The organism is Idiomarina sp. T82-3, from assembly GCF_001577655.1.
GTDB classification, from domain to species: domain Bacteria; phylum Pseudomonadota; class Gammaproteobacteria; order Enterobacterales; family Alteromonadaceae; genus Idiomarina; species Idiomarina baltica.
In genome coordinates this window covers 17,700-36,280 of sequence record NZ_LSBQ01000009.1, presented here as the reverse complement: position 1 = coordinate 36,280, position 18,581 = coordinate 17,700, and the positions used below count along the sequence as shown (strand labels likewise).

The 18,581-nt window shown below is 47.5% G+C and carries 14 protein-coding genes; 7 read left to right on the top strand and 7 right to left on the bottom strand.

The features are described 5' to 3' along the window. Positions 1 to 2: 2 nt before the first annotated feature. Positions 3 to 2,846, top strand: coding sequence for a bifunctional [glutamate--ammonia ligase]-adenylyl-L-tyrosine phosphorylase/[glutamate--ammonia-ligase] adenylyltransferase (glnE, locus tag AWU56_RS07330; protein WP_286682135.1), 2,844 nt, complete (start codon positions 3 to 5; stop codon positions 2,844 to 2,846). Here glnE and lpxL read toward each other — a convergent pair. Continuing rightward, positions 2,843 to 3,769 (bottom strand): LpxL/LpxP family Kdo(2)-lipid IV(A) lauroyl/palmitoleoyl acyltransferase, encoded by a 927-nt coding sequence (gene lpxL, locus AWU56_RS07325; RefSeq protein ID WP_006956102.1) that lies wholly within the window; start codon positions 3,767 to 3,769, stop codon positions 2,843 to 2,845. The two genes, glnE and lpxL, sit on opposite strands and share 4 nt — an antisense overlap. 110 nt (positions 3,770 to 3,879) lie before the next feature. Further along, on the bottom strand, positions 3,880 to 5,241 hold the full coding sequence (gene tolC, locus AWU56_RS07320) for an outer membrane channel protein TolC (RefSeq protein ID WP_286682134.1): 1,362 nt from the start codon (positions 5,239 to 5,241) through the stop codon (positions 3,880 to 3,882). Between the two features lie 214 nt (positions 5,242 to 5,455). On the opposite strand from tolC, the gene AWU56_RS07315 reads away from it, so the two are divergent. The 4 genes from AWU56_RS07315 (at position 5,456) to parC (ending at position 10,842) form a co-directional block, all read left to right on the top strand. Then, entirely contained in the window at positions 5,456 to 6,064 is a 609-nt protein-coding gene (locus tag AWU56_RS07315) for an NUDIX domain-containing protein (protein ID WP_272977943.1), read from the top strand. Between the two features lie 21 nt (positions 6,065 to 6,085). Then, the gene (locus AWU56_RS07310) at positions 6,086 to 6,538 is read left to right on the top strand and encodes a DUF1249 domain-containing protein (protein ID WP_006956983.1); all 453 of its coding nucleotides are present in this window, start codon (positions 6,086 to 6,088) and stop codon (positions 6,536 to 6,538) included. An 85-nt stretch (positions 6,539 to 6,623) separates the two neighbouring features. Next, the gene (gene parE / locus AWU56_RS07305) at positions 6,624 to 8,516 is read left to right on the top strand and encodes a DNA topoisomerase IV subunit B (RefSeq protein ID WP_006956982.1); all 1,893 of its coding nucleotides are present in this window, start codon (positions 6,624 to 6,626) and stop codon (positions 8,514 to 8,516) included. 43 nt (positions 8,517 to 8,559) lie between these two features. Beyond that, positions 8,560 to 10,842, top strand: coding sequence for a DNA topoisomerase IV subunit A (gene parC / locus AWU56_RS07300; protein ID WP_006956981.1), 2,283 nt, complete (start codon positions 8,560 to 8,562; stop codon positions 10,840 to 10,842). A gap of 2 nt (positions 10,843 to 10,844) precedes the next feature. On the opposite strand, the gene AWU56_RS07295 is transcribed toward parC, so the two are convergent. After that, complete coding sequence (locus AWU56_RS07295) at positions 10,845 to 11,945, bottom strand: HD-GYP domain-containing protein (protein ID WP_006956980.1); 1,101 nt, start codon at positions 11,943 to 11,945, stop codon at positions 10,845 to 10,847. A gap of 82 nt (positions 11,946 to 12,027) precedes the next feature. Between AWU56_RS07295 and AWU56_RS07290 the strand changes: the two genes are divergently transcribed. Together AWU56_RS07290 and rraB are read left to right on the top strand one after the other, a co-directional pair. Then, positions 12,028 to 12,762, top strand: a complete 735-nt coding sequence (locus AWU56_RS07290) for a 1-acylglycerol-3-phosphate O-acyltransferase (protein ID WP_006956979.1) — start codon at positions 12,028 to 12,030, stop codon at positions 12,760 to 12,762. Further along, entirely contained in the window at positions 12,759 to 13,130 is a 372-nt protein-coding gene (gene rraB / locus AWU56_RS07285) for a ribonuclease E inhibitor RraB (protein WP_006956978.1), read from the top strand. The genes AWU56_RS07290 and rraB overlap by 4 nt, the downstream gene beginning before the upstream one ends. 19 nt (positions 13,131 to 13,149) lie before the next feature. Here rraB and AWU56_RS07280 read toward each other — a convergent pair whose 3' ends face one another. From AWU56_RS07280 to pepA, 4 genes are all read right to left on the bottom strand, one after another. Next, positions 13,150 to 13,587, bottom strand: coding sequence for a hemerythrin domain-containing protein (locus tag AWU56_RS07280; RefSeq protein WP_006956977.1), 438 nt, complete (start codon positions 13,585 to 13,587; stop codon positions 13,150 to 13,152). Positions 13,588 to 13,688: 101 nt separating this feature from the next. After that, on the bottom strand, positions 13,689 to 16,538 hold the full coding sequence (locus AWU56_RS07275; RefSeq protein ID WP_006956976.1) for a valine--tRNA ligase: 2,850 nt from the start codon (positions 16,536 to 16,538) through the stop codon (positions 13,689 to 13,691). A 7-nt stretch (positions 16,539 to 16,545) separates the two neighbouring features. Continuing rightward, the gene (locus AWU56_RS07270) at positions 16,546 to 16,992 is read right to left on the bottom strand and encodes a DNA polymerase III subunit chi (protein WP_006956975.1); all 447 of its coding nucleotides are present in this window, start codon (positions 16,990 to 16,992) and stop codon (positions 16,546 to 16,548) included. 2 nt (positions 16,993 to 16,994) lie between these two features. After that, positions 16,995 to 18,503, bottom strand: a complete 1,509-nt coding sequence (pepA, locus tag AWU56_RS07265) for a leucyl aminopeptidase (protein ID WP_006956974.1) — start codon at positions 18,501 to 18,503, stop codon at positions 16,995 to 16,997. Positions 18,504 to 18,581: the final 78 nt, after the last annotated feature.

Below are 18,581 nucleotides of genomic sequence, written 5' to 3'. Positions count from 1 at the left end.
CCATGCAAAATCGATTAGACCGAGTACCGGCAAAACACTTTATTGAAGCCTCGGAGCCAGTTTGGCAGCGTATTCACGAGCAGATCCGTTTACCGCAAGGCATGCTCAATTCACTACGTCATGGTGTCGCCGTATCCTCTTTTATTGGCGAGGTAGCTGAGCGGTATCCCGAAGCGTTAGCCGCAGCGTGGCTTGAACCGATTTCGGCAAATGAGATTCGAGCGGCTTTTTTAACTCATATTGCAGCGGTTGAGTCCGAGAATGAACTAAAAGCTGCTGTGAGGCGATTCAGGCATGCTCACATGGCAGCGAGTGCGCTATTAGAATGGCAAGGTCAACGCAGCTTAGCTGAATCACTCGCCTTTTATTCGGAACTCGCCGATACATTGATTATCGAATCATTACACTGGCTTGAACAGCGCTTTTATCAACGTTTAGGGCGTCCGCTCGATATTGATGGCGAACTGCAGCATCTTTATGTGCTCGGTATGGGCAAGCTCGGCGGTCGCGAGCTTAACTTTTCCTCTGATATCGATCTTATTTTTTATTATCCAGAGCAGGGTGAAACACAGGGCGGCTCGCGGTCGGTAGAAAACTCCGTGTTTTTTACTCGGTTAGCTCAGGCGTTAATCGCTGTTTTGGATGAAAACACGTTTGATGGTCAAGCGTTTCGTGTCGATATGCGGCTTCGGCCTTTTGGACAGTCAGGCCCGCTGGTCACGAGCTTAGCGGCTTTAGAGCATTACTATCAGGAGCAAGGGCGTGACTGGGAACGCTATGCGATGGTAAAGGCACGGCTGCTCAATCGTTTAGGCAAGAAGCAGACAAATGCATTTCAAGAACTCATCCGACCGTTTGTCTACAGACGTTACATTGATTTCGGTGCTATTGAAGCGCTGCGCAAAATGAAGCTTCTGATTACTCAGGAGACCAGGCGACAGGGCGCACAGGGTAATATTAAGTTAGCAGCGGGTGGGATACGAGAAGTTGAGTTCATTGCCCAAGCCCATCAGTTGATCCGTGGTGGACGCGAGAAGTCGTTACAAACGCGCTCAATCTATCGTGCATACGAGGCAATGGTCAACCTCGACATCTTCCAAGGGTCAGTGGCAAAACGTCTACTGCAAGCCTATGAGTTGCTTCGTGAAGTTGAACATCGACTGCAACAACTAGCTGATGAGCAAACGCAAAAGCTACCTCACGATGAATCAGCGCAAAAGAAACTTGCTTATCTCATGGGTGAGGAAGACTTTGCTCAGCTTGAACAACGCATTGTTCAAGCGATGGACTTTATTCACAATGAATTTAAGCAAGTGGTAGGTGAAGGATCTGAGTGCGACGAGGAAGAGCAAAGTCTACAAGTACTATGGCAAGATATGCTCGAAGACGACGCGGCACTGGAAATTATTGCTGCAGAAGGTGAGCAAGATGTTGACGGTATCTGGCGTTTAATCAAGCATTTTCGCAGTGAAGCTCGTAAGCGAAGTTCGGGGCCGCGAGGTCGAGCCGCATTAGCGCGTTTAATGCCATTGTTATTTCGGCAGATGATAGCGCAACCTCAATCGATGACGATTCTTGAGCGTGTGCTTACTGTTATTCGCGCCATTATGAGTAGAACAGCTTACATTGAGTTGTTGGCCGAAAACCCAGGCGCCCGAGTTCAACTTTGTCGTCTGTGTGCCGCTTCACCGTGGGTTTCGCAGCAATTGGCACTGCATCCTATTTTACTCGACGAGCTGATCGATCCGCAGCACTTGTACCAACTACCTGATTTGACTGATTACCCAAGCGTACTCAATGAGTTTCTGATACGCACGCCCGAAGATGATTTAGAATCACAAATGGATGCGTTACGGCAAGCGAAACAGGTGTTGCAGCTTAAAATTGCGGCTGCGGATATCACGGGTGGCTTAGAGCTTATGAAAGTAAGTGACCACTTGAGTTATTTGGCTCAGGCGGTGACCGCAGAAGTCGTGCATCTGGCTTGGCGACAAATGGCGCAGCGTCACGGCACACCGCCAGGACGTTCGATACAGGATACGGGCTTTGGCGTACTGGCATACGGTAAGCTAGGGGGGTTGGAGCTCGGATATGGCTCAGATCTTGATTTGGTCTTTGTGACTCACGCGCAGTACGAAGGCTACACTGATGGTGCCAAACCTATCGAAGTGCAACAATTTTACTTGCGATTGGCGCAGCGTATTCTGCACTTATTTACTACACGAACCGTGGCGGGAGTTTTATACGAGGTTGATTTACGCTTAAGACCCTCTGGTCAAGCTGGCTTATTGGTAACGCAGTTAGATTCGTTTATCCGCTACTTACGCGATGATGCATGGACTTGGGAGTTGCAGGCTTTGGTGCGTGCGCGCCCGATATACGGGACCGATGCTGTGCAAGCTGACTTACAAGATATCCGTTGCGCCATTTTGTCGCGTACGCGAGAAGCAACTAGCTTACGGGAAGATATTCTTGCGATGCGCCAAAAGATGCGGGCACATCTTTCAAGCGGGGGCACTCACTTCGATATCAAGCAAGATCCAGGCGGGATAGCGGACATCGAGTTTATTGCGCAGTATCTAGTACTCAACTATGCGCATGATTATCCACAATTGACCGAGTATTCGGACAATATTCGTATCCTAACTTGCGCCGAACAGTGTCATTTAATCGATCCTGTGGAAGCACAAGATCTTATCAACGCGTATCAAATTTTTCGCTGTGAGAGCCATGCGTTGGCATTACAGGGCGAAGATGCGTTAAGCCAACACGACTTAACCACAGAGCGTGATGCAGTTCGTCGTGTTTGGTCGCGTTTACTGAGCGAAAATGCGAGCGGCATTTAGCTGTAGTAGCTCGGCATATCCTCTTGGGGTCGTGTTTTGAAGCGTCGATGGACCCATAGGTACTGTTCAGGCGCTTTCAATACGGCTTGCTCAACCAGTTGGTTAATGAGCGTTGCGTCGGCGAGGTCATCGCCTATCGGGAAGTTGACTAACTTAGGCTCGTAGTAAACATCGTAGCCCGTGCCATCTTCACGTCGAACGCAACGACTGACAATAACGTTGCAGTTTTTGTGGTTGGCGAACAGCATGGTGCCGGTGGTTGTAGAAGCGTCAGGGACTGCGAAAAAGGGAGCGAATACGACGCGGCGACGGCCATAGTCTTGATCCGGTAAATAACCGGCTATTTCACCGTTCTTGATAGCATTGACCATGCCTTTTACATCGCGACGTTGGATCATATACTTGTTTGAACGCGCGCGCCCTTTAGTCTGTAAGTACTCCATAACGGCATTGTTGTGAGGACGATAGAGTCCAACTGCAGGCTCAACAAAGCCGTGTAAACGTGCATGAACCTCTAAACTCAAGAAGTGGAACAAGAGCATTAATACGCCTTTGCCGCCTTCTTGAGCATCTCTTAGGTTTTCTTCGCCATGGACGTGCAGCTTGCGTTTGATACGCCAATTCGGCCACCACCACGCGATACCCACTTCGAAATAGGCGATTCCCGTATTTTCTAAGTTTTTCTTAACTAATCGTTCGATCTCATCGGCCGGTTTATCGGGAAATGCCAGTGCTAAGTTACGGCGTGCAATGGCGACTCGACGCGGTAACGCCTTCATTAACAATCGGCCCAAGCCTTTACCCATGGCGATCTGTAGGCGATACGGTAACCATGAAACAGAATAAAGGAAAATAACACCGAGCCAAGTTAGCCAGAACTTAGGGTGTAAAAAATAGAGTTTAAACTTGGGTTGTTCGATCACGGACACAGTTCTTATTTTGGAACGAATAATACGTAGATTAACACAAATCAAAAACGTGCAGTGAACCGACCATTCACTGCACGTTCAGTGTTGAAGCTTAATTGAACGACTTATTCAGCCGCCGTGCTATCAACATTTTCAGAGAGGCTTTCGTTGATGGCTTGCAAATCATCAGCTTGCAATTCCCCAACCGTTTGTTCGAGGTTGATACGCTGACGAATATAGCCGTAGCGTGCCTGCGCTAGATTACGGCGTGCATCGAACAAATTACGGGTACTGTTAAGTACATCGACGATAGTCCGAGTACCCACTTCAAAGCCTGCTTCCGTTGCTTTTAGTGCACTCTCGGCTGAGGTTACTGCTTGCTGGAATGCACGGATACTCGCAATTGATGCATTGACCTCGTAGTAGGCATTGCGAACTTGACGCTCAACCGAGCGCTGAGTTTCCACCATTGATTGGCTTGCAGCAACATAGTTGTCGCGTGCCTGAGCAACTTGTGATGAGGTCCGGAAACCGCTGAAGATTGGTACAGAAACTTTTACACCAATAGAGCGCGTGTCAAGTCGAGGTAAGTCTATGGTGGTACCGTCGATCGTGGTTTCACTGTCTTGAGTACTGTAGCTTGCTGTTAAGCCAACAGTCGGGTAGTGACCGGCTTGATTAACTTCGATCTGCTGCTCGGCGATGTCAACATTCACCATGCTTTGCATGAGATTTAGATTGTTATTTTCAGCCTTTTTAACCCAACGGAGGACTTCCGCAGGCTGAGGGTCAGAAGGCGAAAAAGTATCGGTATTGAGACCGGCTAAGGATTGCGGATACTGACCTGTGATTTCGCGAATATTTTCCATCGCAATTTCAACGGCGTTACGCGCTTGAATTTCGCGAGCAACAGCGCTGTCATATTGAGCCTGCGCTTCATGAACGTCAGTAATCGCAGTCAGACCGACTGAAAACCGTTGTTTAGTCTGTTCTAGCTGGCGCTCGATTGCTCGTTTTTCAGATTGGGCAAAGGCTAAGTCGTCTTTTGCTTGCAGTGCACCAAAGTAGGCGTTTACGACGCGTAAGCGCAATGATTGTTCCGCGGCTTGATAAGCGACTTCAGCGCGATAGGCTTGTTTGTTAGCGATATCTGACTCTTTCCATGTGCTCCAGTCAAAAATGTTTTGATTTAAGCTAACGCCAGCGCTCCAGCCATTTGAATCGCGCTTGTATGTGCCTAAGCCTGGCTGGAATGATTCTGATGAAGAATCACTGATGCCAACTTCGCCCGCGATCTGTGGCCAGAATGCGGAATTAGCGATATCGACGTTCTTTTGTGCGGCATCACGCTCGGCGGCTGCCCGGAGTAAAGCTGGATCGTTCTTCACAGCTAACTGGTATACGTCACGTAAATCTTCTGCGCTGGTAGTAAAACTCGCTGTGGCTAGCGCTAAGCCAACAGTAATGGACACTAAATGTTTTTTCATTGCTAACGTTGCCCTGTGCTGATGGTATTCGACAGTGTAATCAGTGTATGAGTCGCTTTGAATATTCAATAAGTTTACATACACGTTTGAATGATTACCAGTTTAAACTTAATCTGGCTTAACTTTAAGCGAAAGAAGGTTTCAGATCACGCTTAAGTGTAACAGAATGTATGCAAATAGATGAGCTGCTTCTTTTTAGCGTTAGTTAGGAGTCATGGTGAAACAGTTTAGTAAAGATGATGTTCAAATTGAAAGTAAAGATTCACTTTATAAGGGATTTTTGTCGGTAAACCAGTACACACTCAAACATAAATTGTTTGCTGGCGGGTGGGGACCCTCGATTACGCGCGAACTGATGGAGCGCGGTGATGCCGTAGTGGTGATTCCCTATGACCCAATCACTCAGGAACTCGTGGTTTTAGAGCAGTTTCGTATGGGAGCTATGAAAAACGAATACGGTCCTTGGTTGTTAGAGTTTGTTGCTGGCATGTTTGATGGCGATGAAACGCCCGAACAAGTGGCGCATCGTGAATTATTTGAAGAGGCGGGGCTGCGCGCTAAGCAGTTAGTCAAAGCATTGAGTTATTATTCAAGCCCCGGGGGGACTGACGAGCGCTTAACTATTTATATTGCTGAAGTCGATGCCAGCCAAGCGGCTGAGCTAGCAGGAGTCGAGTCGGAACATGAGGATATCCGCGTGCACGTCAAACCCTTCGAAAGCGTGATAGAATGGTTAGAGCAAGGGCGCATTAATAATGCGGCTAGTGTGATTGGTCTACAATGGCTTCAATTACATATTAATAAGCTACCATTTGCCAAATAATTAAGGTGTAAAGCGTCGACTATGAGAGATGAGCGGTACGTTATTGATGTAGCTGAGTTACATCGTATTAATGAACGCAACTATGCCGGGTTGGTACGACTTGTACCGGACTCAGAACACCCACATGTCATTCGTGCTGGCGCGCACCTAACGTTTGAAATTACTCAGTTGAGTGAGTCAAAATACACCAGTGATGTCCGCATTGCGCAAAAGCGAGAGCATTGGTCAGCTGATTACTTACTGACACAACTCGACGTGCGTCTATATCATGATGTTCGGATGGCAGAGGTGCTCTCGAGTCAGGGGGTGAGTCGGCTGCGTGTAAACTATCAGCAGCCCAATCCAGAAATGCGACATCCTGATGAAAAACATCAAGTGAATCAGTTCCTAGCAGATTGGTTGATGCTCATTAAAACGCGTGGACAAGTGCCGATGCTACGCTTAGATAAATTTTTACCACACGACTTCAAATAGACCGATAATAGCGGTACATTGAATCCACAATAATAACCATATACACGACAATGTGTCGCGCTGGTCCAAAAATTAGATCATAACCATGACAGATTATAAATCCGATTCGATCGAGGTCTTAAACGGCCTTGAGCCGGTCCAACGTCGACCGGGTATGTATACAGACACGTCGCGCCCTAACCATCTTGGCCAAGAAGTTATCGATAACAGTGTCGACGAAGCGCTCGCAGGGCATGCTAAAACCATTACAGTGGTATTACACAAAGATCAGTCACTCGAAGTGACTGACGATGGTCGAGGCATGCCTGTTGATATTCACCCAGAGGAGAAAATCCCCGGCGTGGAGCTGATAATGAGTAAGCTCCATGCGGGTGGGAAATTCTCTAATAAGAACTATCAATTTTCAGGTGGTCTTCATGGCGTCGGTATTTCGGTTGTTAACGCGTTATCCAAACGCGTCGAAATAACGATTCGCCGTGACAGTCAAGTGTACGAAATGGCGTTTGAAAACGGTGACAAAGTTTCAGAACTGGACGTCACCGGTACCTGTGGTAAACGTAATACGGGCACCCGCGTTCACTTTTGGCCCGATGAACAGTATTTCGACTCAAGTAAATTTTCAGTTTTAAAGCTGACCCATCTGCTACGTGCAAAAGCGGTTCTTTGTCCGGGATTGACCATTCGCTTTATCAATCATGTTGACGGCGAGGAAACAAGCTGGTTTTACGAGGATGGCTTAACGGACTACTTACGAGAAGCCGTTGAAGAATACCCCACACTGCCGGAGGCGCCCTTTGACGGGAGCTTTGTCAGTAAAACTGAGGCGGCAGAATGGGCAGTGACTTGGTTACCAGAAGGTGGTGAAGCGGTTACTGAAAGTTATGTGAACTTAATTCCCACTGCTTTAGGCGGCACGCACGTCAATGGCTTGCGACAAGGTTTGTTAGAAGCCATGCGAGAATTCTGTGAATTCCGTAATTTAACGCCGCGCGGTGTTAAATTGACGCCTGATGATGTGTGGGAGCGGTGTAGTTATATTCTTTCACTGAAGATGGAAGACCCGCAATTTGCCGGGCAGACTAAAGAACGTTTGTCGTCTCGCCAGTCGGCGAGTTTTGTTTCAGGTGTCGTAAAAGATTCATTCAGCCTGTGGCTCAATGAGCATACCGAACAAGCTGAGGCGCTTGCAGAACTTTGTATCTCTAATGCGCAGCGTCGCTTGAAAGCCAGTAAAAAGGTTGTTCGTAAAAAAGTAACGTCTGGCCCTGCACTTCCCGGCAAGCTGACAGACTGCTCGGGTCAAGACAGTGAGCGTAGTGAGCTATTTTTGGTCGAGGGTGACTCTGCAGGCGGCTCAGCTAAACAGGCGCGCGATCGTGAGTTTCAAGCGGTGATGCCGTTACGAGGAAAAATTCTCAATACCTGGGAGGTCGACCCAGAACAGATCCTTGCTTCCCAAGAAATACACGATATATCCGTCGCCGTGGGGGTTGATCCGAACTCGGTGGATTTGGACAAGCTGAGATACAACAAGATTTGTATTCTTGCTGATGCTGACTCGGATGGTCTGCATATCGCCACCTTATTGTGCGCTTTGTTCGTAAAACACTTCCGACCCTTGGTCGAAAATGGGCATATCTTTGTGGCAATGCCTCCGCTGTATCGCATTGATGTTGGCAAAGATGTGTTCTATGCCCTTGATGAAGGCGAGAAGCAGGGCATTCTTGATCGTATCGAAGCGGAGAAGCGCAAAGGAAAAGTCAACGTGCAGCGCTTCAAAGGGTTAGGTGAAATGAACCCATTGACACTCCGTGAAACGACCATGGACCCTAATACCCGTCGACTCGTACAGCTCACTATTGACGATGCTGAGGCGATGGAGGAATTGATGGATATGTTATTAGCGAAAAAGCGTGCAGCCGATCGTCGTACTTGGCTAGAGAGCAAAGGCAATATGGCCGATTTGGCAGAATTATAAAAATGACCACTGCGCGAAATGAATTTAAATGGAGAACAGCTCAATGTCGAGTGAAGTAACCGAACGCACACCGCTGAGTAAGTTTACTGAGGATGCGTACCTCAACTACTCGATGTACGTCATTATGGACCGTGCGCTACCGCATATTGGCGATGGCCTAAAGCCGGTGCAACGTCGAATTATTTACGCAATGTCAGAGCTCGGGCTTTCGGCTCTGGCTAAATATAAAAAGTCTGCTCGTACCGTGGGTGATGTACTTGGTAAGTTTCATCCGCATGGTGATAGCGCCTGTTATGAAGCAATGGTACTGATGGCGCAACCATTTAGCTATCGTCACCCACTCGTTGATGGTCAAGGAAACTGGGGATCGCCGGATGATCCTAAGTCGTTCGCTGCCATGCGTTACACCGAAGCTAAGTTATCGCACTTTAGCGAGGTACTGTTGAGCGAGCTTGGGCAAGGCACGGTCGACTGGATTCCCAACTTTGATGGCACGATGCGCGAGCCGAAAATGTTACCGGCACGCTTACCCCATATTCTGCTTAATGGGGTTACTGGTATTGCTGTCGGTATGGCAACAGATATTCCGCCGCATAATGCCCGTGAAGTGGCTAATGCATGTGCGTTATTAATTGATAGGCCGAGCGCAGATTTAGATGAGGTGATGGAGCACTTACAAGGACCTGACTATCCAACGGACGCGGAAATTATCACGCCGAAAGCGGATCTAAAAAAGCTTTACGAATCGGGGCGTGGGACGATAAAAATGCGTGCTAAGTATCATCTTGAAGAAAACGAGATCGTACTCACTGCATTACCTCATCAAGCTTCTGGCGCGAAAGTGTTGGAACAGATAGCCGCACAGATGCAAGCCAAAAAACTGCCCTTAGTTTCTGACTTACGTGATGAATCAGACCACGAAAACCCTACTCGTTTGGTCGTGGTGCCGCGCTCGAATCGTGTTGATACAGAGCAGTTGATGAAGCACTTGTTTGCTACCACAGATCTCGAGAAGCAGTACCGTGTAAACCTTAATATCCTTGGCTTGGATGGTCGGCCACAAGTTAAACCTCTGGTCGGTATTTTGGGTGAGTGGCTAGAGTTCCGTAAGCAAACGGTAACGCGGCGATTGCAATACCGTCTCGACAAAGTAGAAGCGCGTTTGCATATTTTGCAGGGTCTATTAATAGCGTTTTTGAATATTGACGAAGTCATTGAAATTATTCGTTATGAAGACGAGCCGAAAAAAGAACTAATCAAGCGTTTCGCGCTGACGGATACTCAGGCAGAAGCTATTCTGGAGTTGAAATTACGCCATTTAGCGCGTTTAGAAGAAATGAAGTTAAAGGGCGAGCAAGAGGAGCTTGAAAAAGAGCGTGAAAAACTCTCACAGCTACTCAACTCAGACCGTCGCTTAAAAACTCTTATCAAAAAAGAAATTCTTGCTGATGCCGAGAAGTATGGCGACGAGCGTCGTTCGCCTCTAGTTGAACGCGCTGAAGCTAAAGCTCTCAGTGAAACCGAACTTACGCCTGCTGAAGCGGTGACCGTAGTGCTCTCTGCTAAAGGCTGGGTGCGTTGTGCCAAAGGGCATGATGTCGATGGCGAGAAACTGAGCTACAAGTCGGGCGACAGTTTCCAAGCAGCAGCTCAGGGCAAAAGCAACCTACCGGTCGTATTTCTTGATACATCGGGGCGCAGCTATTCTTGCGAAGCCCATTCATTGCCCTCGGCTCGAAGCCAAGGTGAACCGTTAACAGGCCGTTTTAATATGGTGGCGGGAGAAATGGTTCAGCATGCACTGATGGCTAGAGACGAACAGTATTATCTACTAAGTTCTGACGCTGGTTATGGTTTTGTGTGTCAGTTTAAAGATTTAGTTTCACGCAATAAAAATGGTAAGGCGATCCTGACGCTACCCACAGGGGCCAAGGTAATGCCGCCTGTAGAGGTAAAAGATACCGCACAAGCACAGGTGATAGTTGTGTCCAATGAGGGACGCATGCTGGTGTTTCCGATAGCTGACCTACCACAGTTAGCAAAAGGTAAAGGTAACAAAATGATCAGTATTCCAACATTGCGAGCTCAGTCGCGGGAGGAGTATGTGGTCGCAGTGAGTGTTGCAAGCCCAGAGAGCACGGTAACTTTGCATGCAGGCCGCCGTAAGTTGACACTGAAGCCTGCTGATCTTGCGCATTACCATGGTGAACGTGGTCGTCGAGGCAATAAATTACCGCGTGGTCTACAACGTGTCGATAGGATCGAAGTAGAGGCGGTTAGTAACACGATCGACTCATCATCGGAAACCGATGCGAGCGAGGATTAAATCTAGAGCGTCCGTTTTACTCTAATGAGTTCAGTCATCGCTTCATTAAATACAGTCACCCAATAGGGACACAGTTGTGTCCCTGCTAACCGTTTTATTTCAGCGTGGGCTCGGCTATACGGTCTCTTTAAATGATGATTATGGGCGCGTTCATGGGTCATAGCGTCAAATGTGTCAACAATCGCTAATATTTTAGCGCCATCGCAGATGTCGGATTGTTTGAGTCCATTGGGGTAACCCTCTCCGTCGACTCGCTCATGATGTTGTAACACCATTTGTTTTGCTTTTTGCCATTGTGGTAGATTTTCGAGTAACTTGGCTGACAGGTAAACATGCGTTTTTAACGTGTTACTTTGCGCATCTGATAACGCATCTTTCGCATGAAGAATGGACAGAGGTAAAAACGACATTCCGAAGTCGTGTACAAAGCATGCGGCTGTTAATTGTCTATCATCAACTGGTGAGCCTGCATGTCTGTTAATAATTAGGGCAAGTTTTAGTTGGCGTTGGGCTCTACCTTGCCAATAACTTGAACGTTGTTCCGCATGAGTTATGAGTGATTCAAAGAACGATAAGTCCGCTTCTGCATTGTCTTGGGCATTGAGGGTATAAGTTGGCTTATTATTGAGGTCGGCGGTGATAACTAGCTCAGGCGCTAGCGTTACTAGAACTTTTCGTAAAGCGGTATCAATATGTTTGTAGTCCAGTGCTTGGCATAGTCCAATTACCCGTTGATAGCGCTGGTCTGGATACTCAACTCGAACACTGTCTTTACAAGATTGAACAAAGTTGTAAACGTGATCGATTAAGTTAAATACGATGTCACCCATGCTCGCGTTAAAAGAGAATCGTTGATTGCGAACGTCGTCCAGCAGATTTTCAACAGCACCGATGAGCGGTATTAAGGGGGTAAGCCCGATAATGCCTAAGTCGCCTTTGATGGTATGGATCGCGCGGTACAGTGATGCTTGGTGAGAAACGGAGTCTGGCGAAGACTCTAGAGCAATTACGCTGTTCTCTGCTTGTTGATGGAGCTCTTTAATCTCATCCATAAGCTCGATATAAACATCGGTTGAGATATCGGGTCGGGTAAATAGAGCCATAGCTTACCTAATATTTGACTGATCGGAGTTTTATTTTGAATAAACACGATATACTAGCCGAGCAAAACAACAAGGAGTAATGATGTTAGCTGCGATACGCTGGATATTTTTAGGGATCTTTATCGTCCTATTCGGAGTTATCGGCTGTATATTCTGTATATTAAGGCCATTTCATCGTAATAATACATACGTATGGGCACGTATCTTCGGCTCGGTTACACGCATATTGGGTGTAAAACTCGAGGTCAAGGTGCACCCTGATGTACCGACGGGCGGACCTTATGTCTATATTTGCAACCATCAAAATAGCTGGGAAATTTTTACTATTGCGGCGATGCTACCGCCAAATACCGTCACGGTCGGCAAAAAAAGTCTGCGTTACATCCCATTCTTCGGTCAATTATACTGGCTCGCCGGCAATATTCTAATTGATAGAAAGAATAAAGGGCGTGCACACGGCACGATTGCGCAAACGGCTGATGCGATTAAACGTAGAGATATTTCAGTGTGGATGTTTCCTGAAGGAACGCGAAGTTATGGAAGAGGGCTGCTTCCATTTAAAAATGGCGCGTTTCACACCGCACTAAAAGCTCAAGTAAATATTGTTCCCGTATGTGTTTCAAATTTACACGAAAAGATTAAAATGAATCGTTGGAGCAACGGTGTATTAAAAATAGAGTTCCTTGAACCTATTAACATAGCCAATTACTCAAAAGAATCACTACGACAACTCTCTCGTGAGACTCACGAGGTGATGAAGAACAAAATTGCTCTACTAGATAAACACGTCAGTGAAAATGATGAAGGAAATTTATGAGTTCAATGCTAGATGTCTTGCTCGAGCAGAGTAATGAAACAATTGATGCCATGCTAGAAGATGGTGTCGATCCAAGTGAATACTATTTAATAGAGCATCATTTGGCGTCACAGGACTTTACCAAGCTCGAAAAGGCCGCTGTAGAAATGGTAAAAGAAGGCTATCACGTTGATGATGCGGACGAGTTTGAGGACGAGCAAGGCGAGCGGTGGTTTGCTTTTGCAGCTTCCACAGAAAGTACGCTTGACCGAGATGTCCTTTCGCGTCAAATTCGCGAGATTTTAGTCGTGGCTGAAGAATGTGAAGTTGAGTACGACGGTTGGGGTACTTTCCTTGACGAAGACGAGGAAGATTTCGAGGACGAATAATTCGTCCTCGAACTTATTGCTATATACCTTGTTGATCCATTTCTAAGCGATAGTCACTACCTAACTCTGATTTTTGTTGGGTGCTAAGCACCTTACCTGCCTGCTGAAAAAAGCCCTGTTCTTCGTCTTCGAGGTGGTGAAGCACTTTATGTTTGAGGCTTTTCAAGTGCTGAAGCCAAGCTGGCGATGACATATCGGTTTGCTCTATCGTCTCAATGAGCTCGTCAATCTCGTGGTGTTCAGCAATACCGTGACGTGATAAGTCGACGGTACTATCGTTGTTAATCAATGGTGAGTAGAAATACCTTTCTTCAGCCGTAGCATGTGCTTGAAGTTGCGCTTTCAAAACGTTGAATTGGGTGCGACGTTCTGCTTCATCCCCCTGCGTGTCGCTCAAGTTGTCCAACAATGCGCGCTGCTTATCATGATCGGTCTTAAGTTCGTCAAAGATATTCATTGCTCTCTCCTTAAGTTAAGCGTTTTATGTTCTACGCAGAGAGATGATAATTGGATGAAAAAAGGCGCCATAAAGGCGCCTTCACTTATGCTCGAAACCTATTACAGAGAGGCTATTTTGGCGTGCTGCTGCTTGAGTTGAGCTAACGCTTCTTCAGCTTCTGCCAGCTTCTCACGCTCTTTAGCAATGACGGCCTCAGGTGCCTTACTCACGAAGTTTTCGTTACTGAGCTTGCCGCTTAGGCGCTTTTGCTCTTGCTCGGCTTTTTGCAGGGCTTTATCGAGACGTTTTAACTCGGCGTCCTTGTCAATTAAGCCAGCCATCGGGATGTGCAACTGCATACTATCCACAAGGCTTGTCATACTCGCTGGCGGCTCATCGCCTTCATTCAAGTAGTCGATTTGCTCAAGTTTGGCCAGGCTCTGCAAGAATGTTCTGTTGGCTTCAATACGGCCCCGTGCCATCTCATCATAATGAGATATTAGCAACGGTAATGGTTTGTTAGGCGATAAATCCATCTCACCACGGATATTTCGGATCGCCAAGATCACCCGTTTTAACCATTCCATATCCTGCATCGCTTGATGATCGACATCGGCGTTTGCTCGTGGGAACGGTTGCAACATAATCGTTTCACCCTCAACCCCGGCCAACGGTTTGACACGATGCCAAATAGTCTCGGTGATATAAGGCAACACAGGATGCAGTAGTCGTAATAGTTGCTCGAGTACAGTGACCAAGGTACGGCGCGTGCCACGTTGCTCTGCTTCAGTACCATTATTAAGTACGGGCTTGGTTAACTCTAAATACCAGTCACAGAACTGGTTCCAAGTAAACTCGTAAGCAATCGCTGCGGCTTGGTCAAACCGATAGGTATCGAGTGCATGACGGAACTCTTTAACAGTGTGGTTGAAGCGCGCAATAATCCACTCATCTGCGAGCGATAAGCGATAGTCTTCACCTGACTGGCCGCAATCATGTTCTTCCGTGTTCATCAACACATAGCGGCTAGCGTTCCATAACTTATTACAGAAGTTGCGATAACCCTCAAGACGTTTCATATCCCAGTTAATATCACGACCCGTCGAAGCCAGCGCAGTCAGAGTAAAACGCAACGCATCGGTACCATGTGCAGCGATGCCTTCAGGGAACTGTTTGCGTGTTGCTTTAGCAATTTTCTCGCGCATTTTAGGTTGCATGAGATTAGCGGTACGCTTTTCGACTAATGCATCAGCGCTAATGCCGTCGATCATGTCTAATGGATCCAGTACGTTACCTTTCGACTTAGACATCTTCTGGCCTTCTTCATCGCGAATAAGCCCAGTGACATAGACCTTTTTGAAGGGGACCTGAGGCTGACCATTTTCATCTTTCAGGAAGTGCATGGTCATCATAATCATGCGCGCAACCCAGAAGAAAATAATATCAAAACCGGTGACCAGCACATCAGTCGGGTGGAACGTTTTTAAATCGTCAGTTTGCTCTGGCCAACCTAGCGTCGAGAAAGTCCAAAGCGCAGAGGAGAACCAGGTATCGAGGACATCATCATCTTGAGACAATTTGATGTCGCCTAGGTCGTTTTCTTTGCGCACCTCTTCCTCAGAGCGTCCAACATAGACGTTACCTTGTTCGTCGTACCATGCTGGAATGCGGTGTCCCCACCACAGTTGACGTGAAATACACCAGTCCTGGATGTCACGCATCCAACTGAAGTACATATTCTCGTATTGTTTGGGTACGAACTCGATGCGACCATCTTCAACAGCTTCAGTCGCCTGTTTAGCTAATGATTCAACACGCACATACCACTGATCCGTCAAATGGGGTTCAATTGGTACGCCGCCGCGGTCGCCGTAAGGCACCTTGTTGGTATGCTTCTCAATCTTATCGAGGAGCTCGAGCTCTTCAAACGCGGCGATGATTTGTTTACGTGCTTCAAAGCGTTCAAGCCCTGCAAACTGTTGAGGCAGTTCGCCCTTAAACTCACCAAGCGACTCAACCGCTTCTCCTTTGCTCGTATACAAACCCGCAGTACTTAAAACATGTGCCGTATCATCAAGTACCGCAATCATGCCCAGTTCGTTGCGTTTACCTATTTCATAGTCATTAAAGTCATGAGCAGGGGTGATTTTAACGCAGCCAGTACCGAACTCACGGTCAACATAGTCATCGGCAATGATTGGAATTCTGCGATTAACGAGTGGTAGCTCAATGTGCTTACCGACTAAGTGTTTGTAACGCGCGTCTTCTGGATGAACGGCAACACAAACATCTCCCAGCATCGTCTCGGGTCGAGTCGTCGCGACAACCAAATAATCTTTACCGTCTTCCGTTTTCTCGCCATCCGCTAGCGGATAACGTAGATGCCAGATGTGACCCTGCTGCTCTTTATTTTCAACTTCAAGGTCAGAAATCGCTGTTTGTAACTTTGGATCCCAATTAACCAAGCGCTTGCCACGGTATATAAGACCTTCTTTGTGAAGCTTTACGAAGACTTCTAGCACTGCTTTAGACAGACCTTCATCCATCGTAAAACGCTCGCGATCCCAGTCGACAGAATCACCTAAGCGACGCATTTGTGAGGTAATAGTGCCGCCAGACTCTTGCTTCCACTCCCAGACTTTGTCGATAAACGCTTCACGACCTAAGTCGGCGCGGCTTTTGCCTTCTGCTGCAAGTTGACGCTCAACAACCATTTGGGTTGCAATGCCCGCGTGATCGGAGCCGACCTGCCATAATGTGTTTTTCCCGTCCATCCGCTGATAGCGGGTCAGGATATCCATAATGGTGTGTTGGAACGCGTGACCCATGTGCAAGCTACCTGTCACATTGGGGGGTGGGATCATAATTGAGTATGCATCACCTTCGCCAGAAGGCTTAAAATAGCCTTTGCTTTCCCACGTTTGATATAACGATTCTTCAATGTCTTTAGGAGAGTACGTCTTGTCCATAATGGCCTTAATTGTGCTTTGCTGTTAACGGCTCGGTGCGCATTTGGCATCCGCGAGCACGATAATGTTTGTATCGCTCTCGTGCGACGGCTTTTTCATCTTCGGGCGCCGGCACAAGGTCAAAAATATGTTGGCTGCGTTGTGCAATCTCTGGCACTTGGCTTGCCAAGTTAAACAGAGCCATGCCTGTACGCGGTTGTTGCTCTGACTGACGCCACGAGAGCGTCACCGGCGCACCGTTCGGCAAGGCTTCACCTACTAACGCATGGGGGATAAACCCATCGGCAGGCCGCTGCCATAACAGTTCGTCGAACAGTTCGGCCTGCTGCTGATCCTCGCATACCACAAGCAATTTGCGATACTGACGAAAAAGATCGGCGATTTTATCGCAAATCAGGTTATTTTTCTCGTCTTCGTCGGTCGTTTGTACTAAAAAAAACGTTGCACTGGGCATAACTAGTCGTTTGCATCCACTTGTTGGCAGCGGTTGATCAAAAATTGGCTAAGCAAGGGTACAGGACGGCCAGTGGAACCTTTATTAGCGCCACCACTCCAGGCGGTGCCCGCGATATCCATATGCGCCCAGTTATATTTACGCGTAAACCGAGATAAGAAACAAGCGGCAGTAATGGTGCCAGCTTCTTTACCGCCAATGTTTTGCATGTCAGCGAAGGGGCTATCCAATTGCGATTGGTATTCGTCCCACAGTGGTAAACGCCATGCTTTATCGCCACTTTGTGACGCCGCATTTAAAATTTCGCTGGCTAATGGGTTGTGCTGACTTAACACTGCTGAGGCGTGTGAACCCAGCGCCACTACGCAAGCGCCGGTTAAAGTCGCCAAGTCGATAACAAGCTCTGGCTCAAAGCGCTCAACATATGTGAGCGTATCGCATAAGACCAATCGGCCCTCAGCATCGGTATTTAGCACTTCAACGGTTTGGCCGCTCATGGTGGTGAGAATGTCACCCGGTCGATACGCTTTACCATCGGGCATATTTTCGCAGCCGGCCATCACACCAATCACGTTAATAGGTAACTGCATTTCAGCCAACGCTTGCATCGCACCAAAGACGCCGGCAGCGCCACCCATATCGTATTTCATTTCGTCCATATTGGCGGACGGTTTAATTGAAATCCCCCCTGAGTCAAAGGTCAGTCCCTTACCGACTAAAACTATAGGCGCCTGATCGTCAGCGGCTCCTTTATAATGCATCAGTGTAAGTACTGACTCATGCTCAGAGCCACGACCAACGGCTAGGTAAGCGTTCATACCGAGCTCGGCCATTTCCTTCTCCTCAACCGTGGTTACTTCCAGTTGAGCATATTTTTCTGCTAGGGCATGGGCTTGATCGGCTAAATAGCGCGGTGTACAGATGTTAGGCGGCATATTGGCGACGTCACGACATTTATCCATACCTGCGGCAACGGCTAAACCGTGGTTAATCGCTTGCTCACCAATGGTTAATTCTTTGCGACTCGGTACGTTAAAAGTGAGTTTGCGTAATGGCCTACGCGGTTCTTCTTTTTTGGTTTTCAGCTGATTAAAGCTATAGATCGTTTGGTGTGCAGCTTCGACCGCCATACGTACTTTCCAATAAGTATCACGGCCTTTTACATGTAACTCACTTAAGAAACAAACCGCTTCCATTGAGCCCGTTTCGTTTAGTGTATTAATCGTCTTAGCTATAATCTGCTTATACTGGCGTTCATCAAGCTCGCGCTCCTTACCACAACCGACGAGCAGTACGCGTTCTGCGAGTACATTAGGGACGTGATGAAGTAAGAGCACTTGACCGGTCTTGCCTTCTAAGTCTCCTCGTCGTAAAAGGTTACTAAGATAACCTTCACTGACGTTATCAAGTTGTTCTGCGACACCGGATAATCTCCGCGGTTCGAAGACACCCACAACGATACACGCGGAACGTTGTTTTTCTGGGTTGCCACTTTTTACGCTGAACTCCATGGACTGTGCTCCTATTTCGGTAGGCCGCAAGGACTGCTATAGTTAGCCTAATAAACAAATTTGTTGTTAAAATAACAA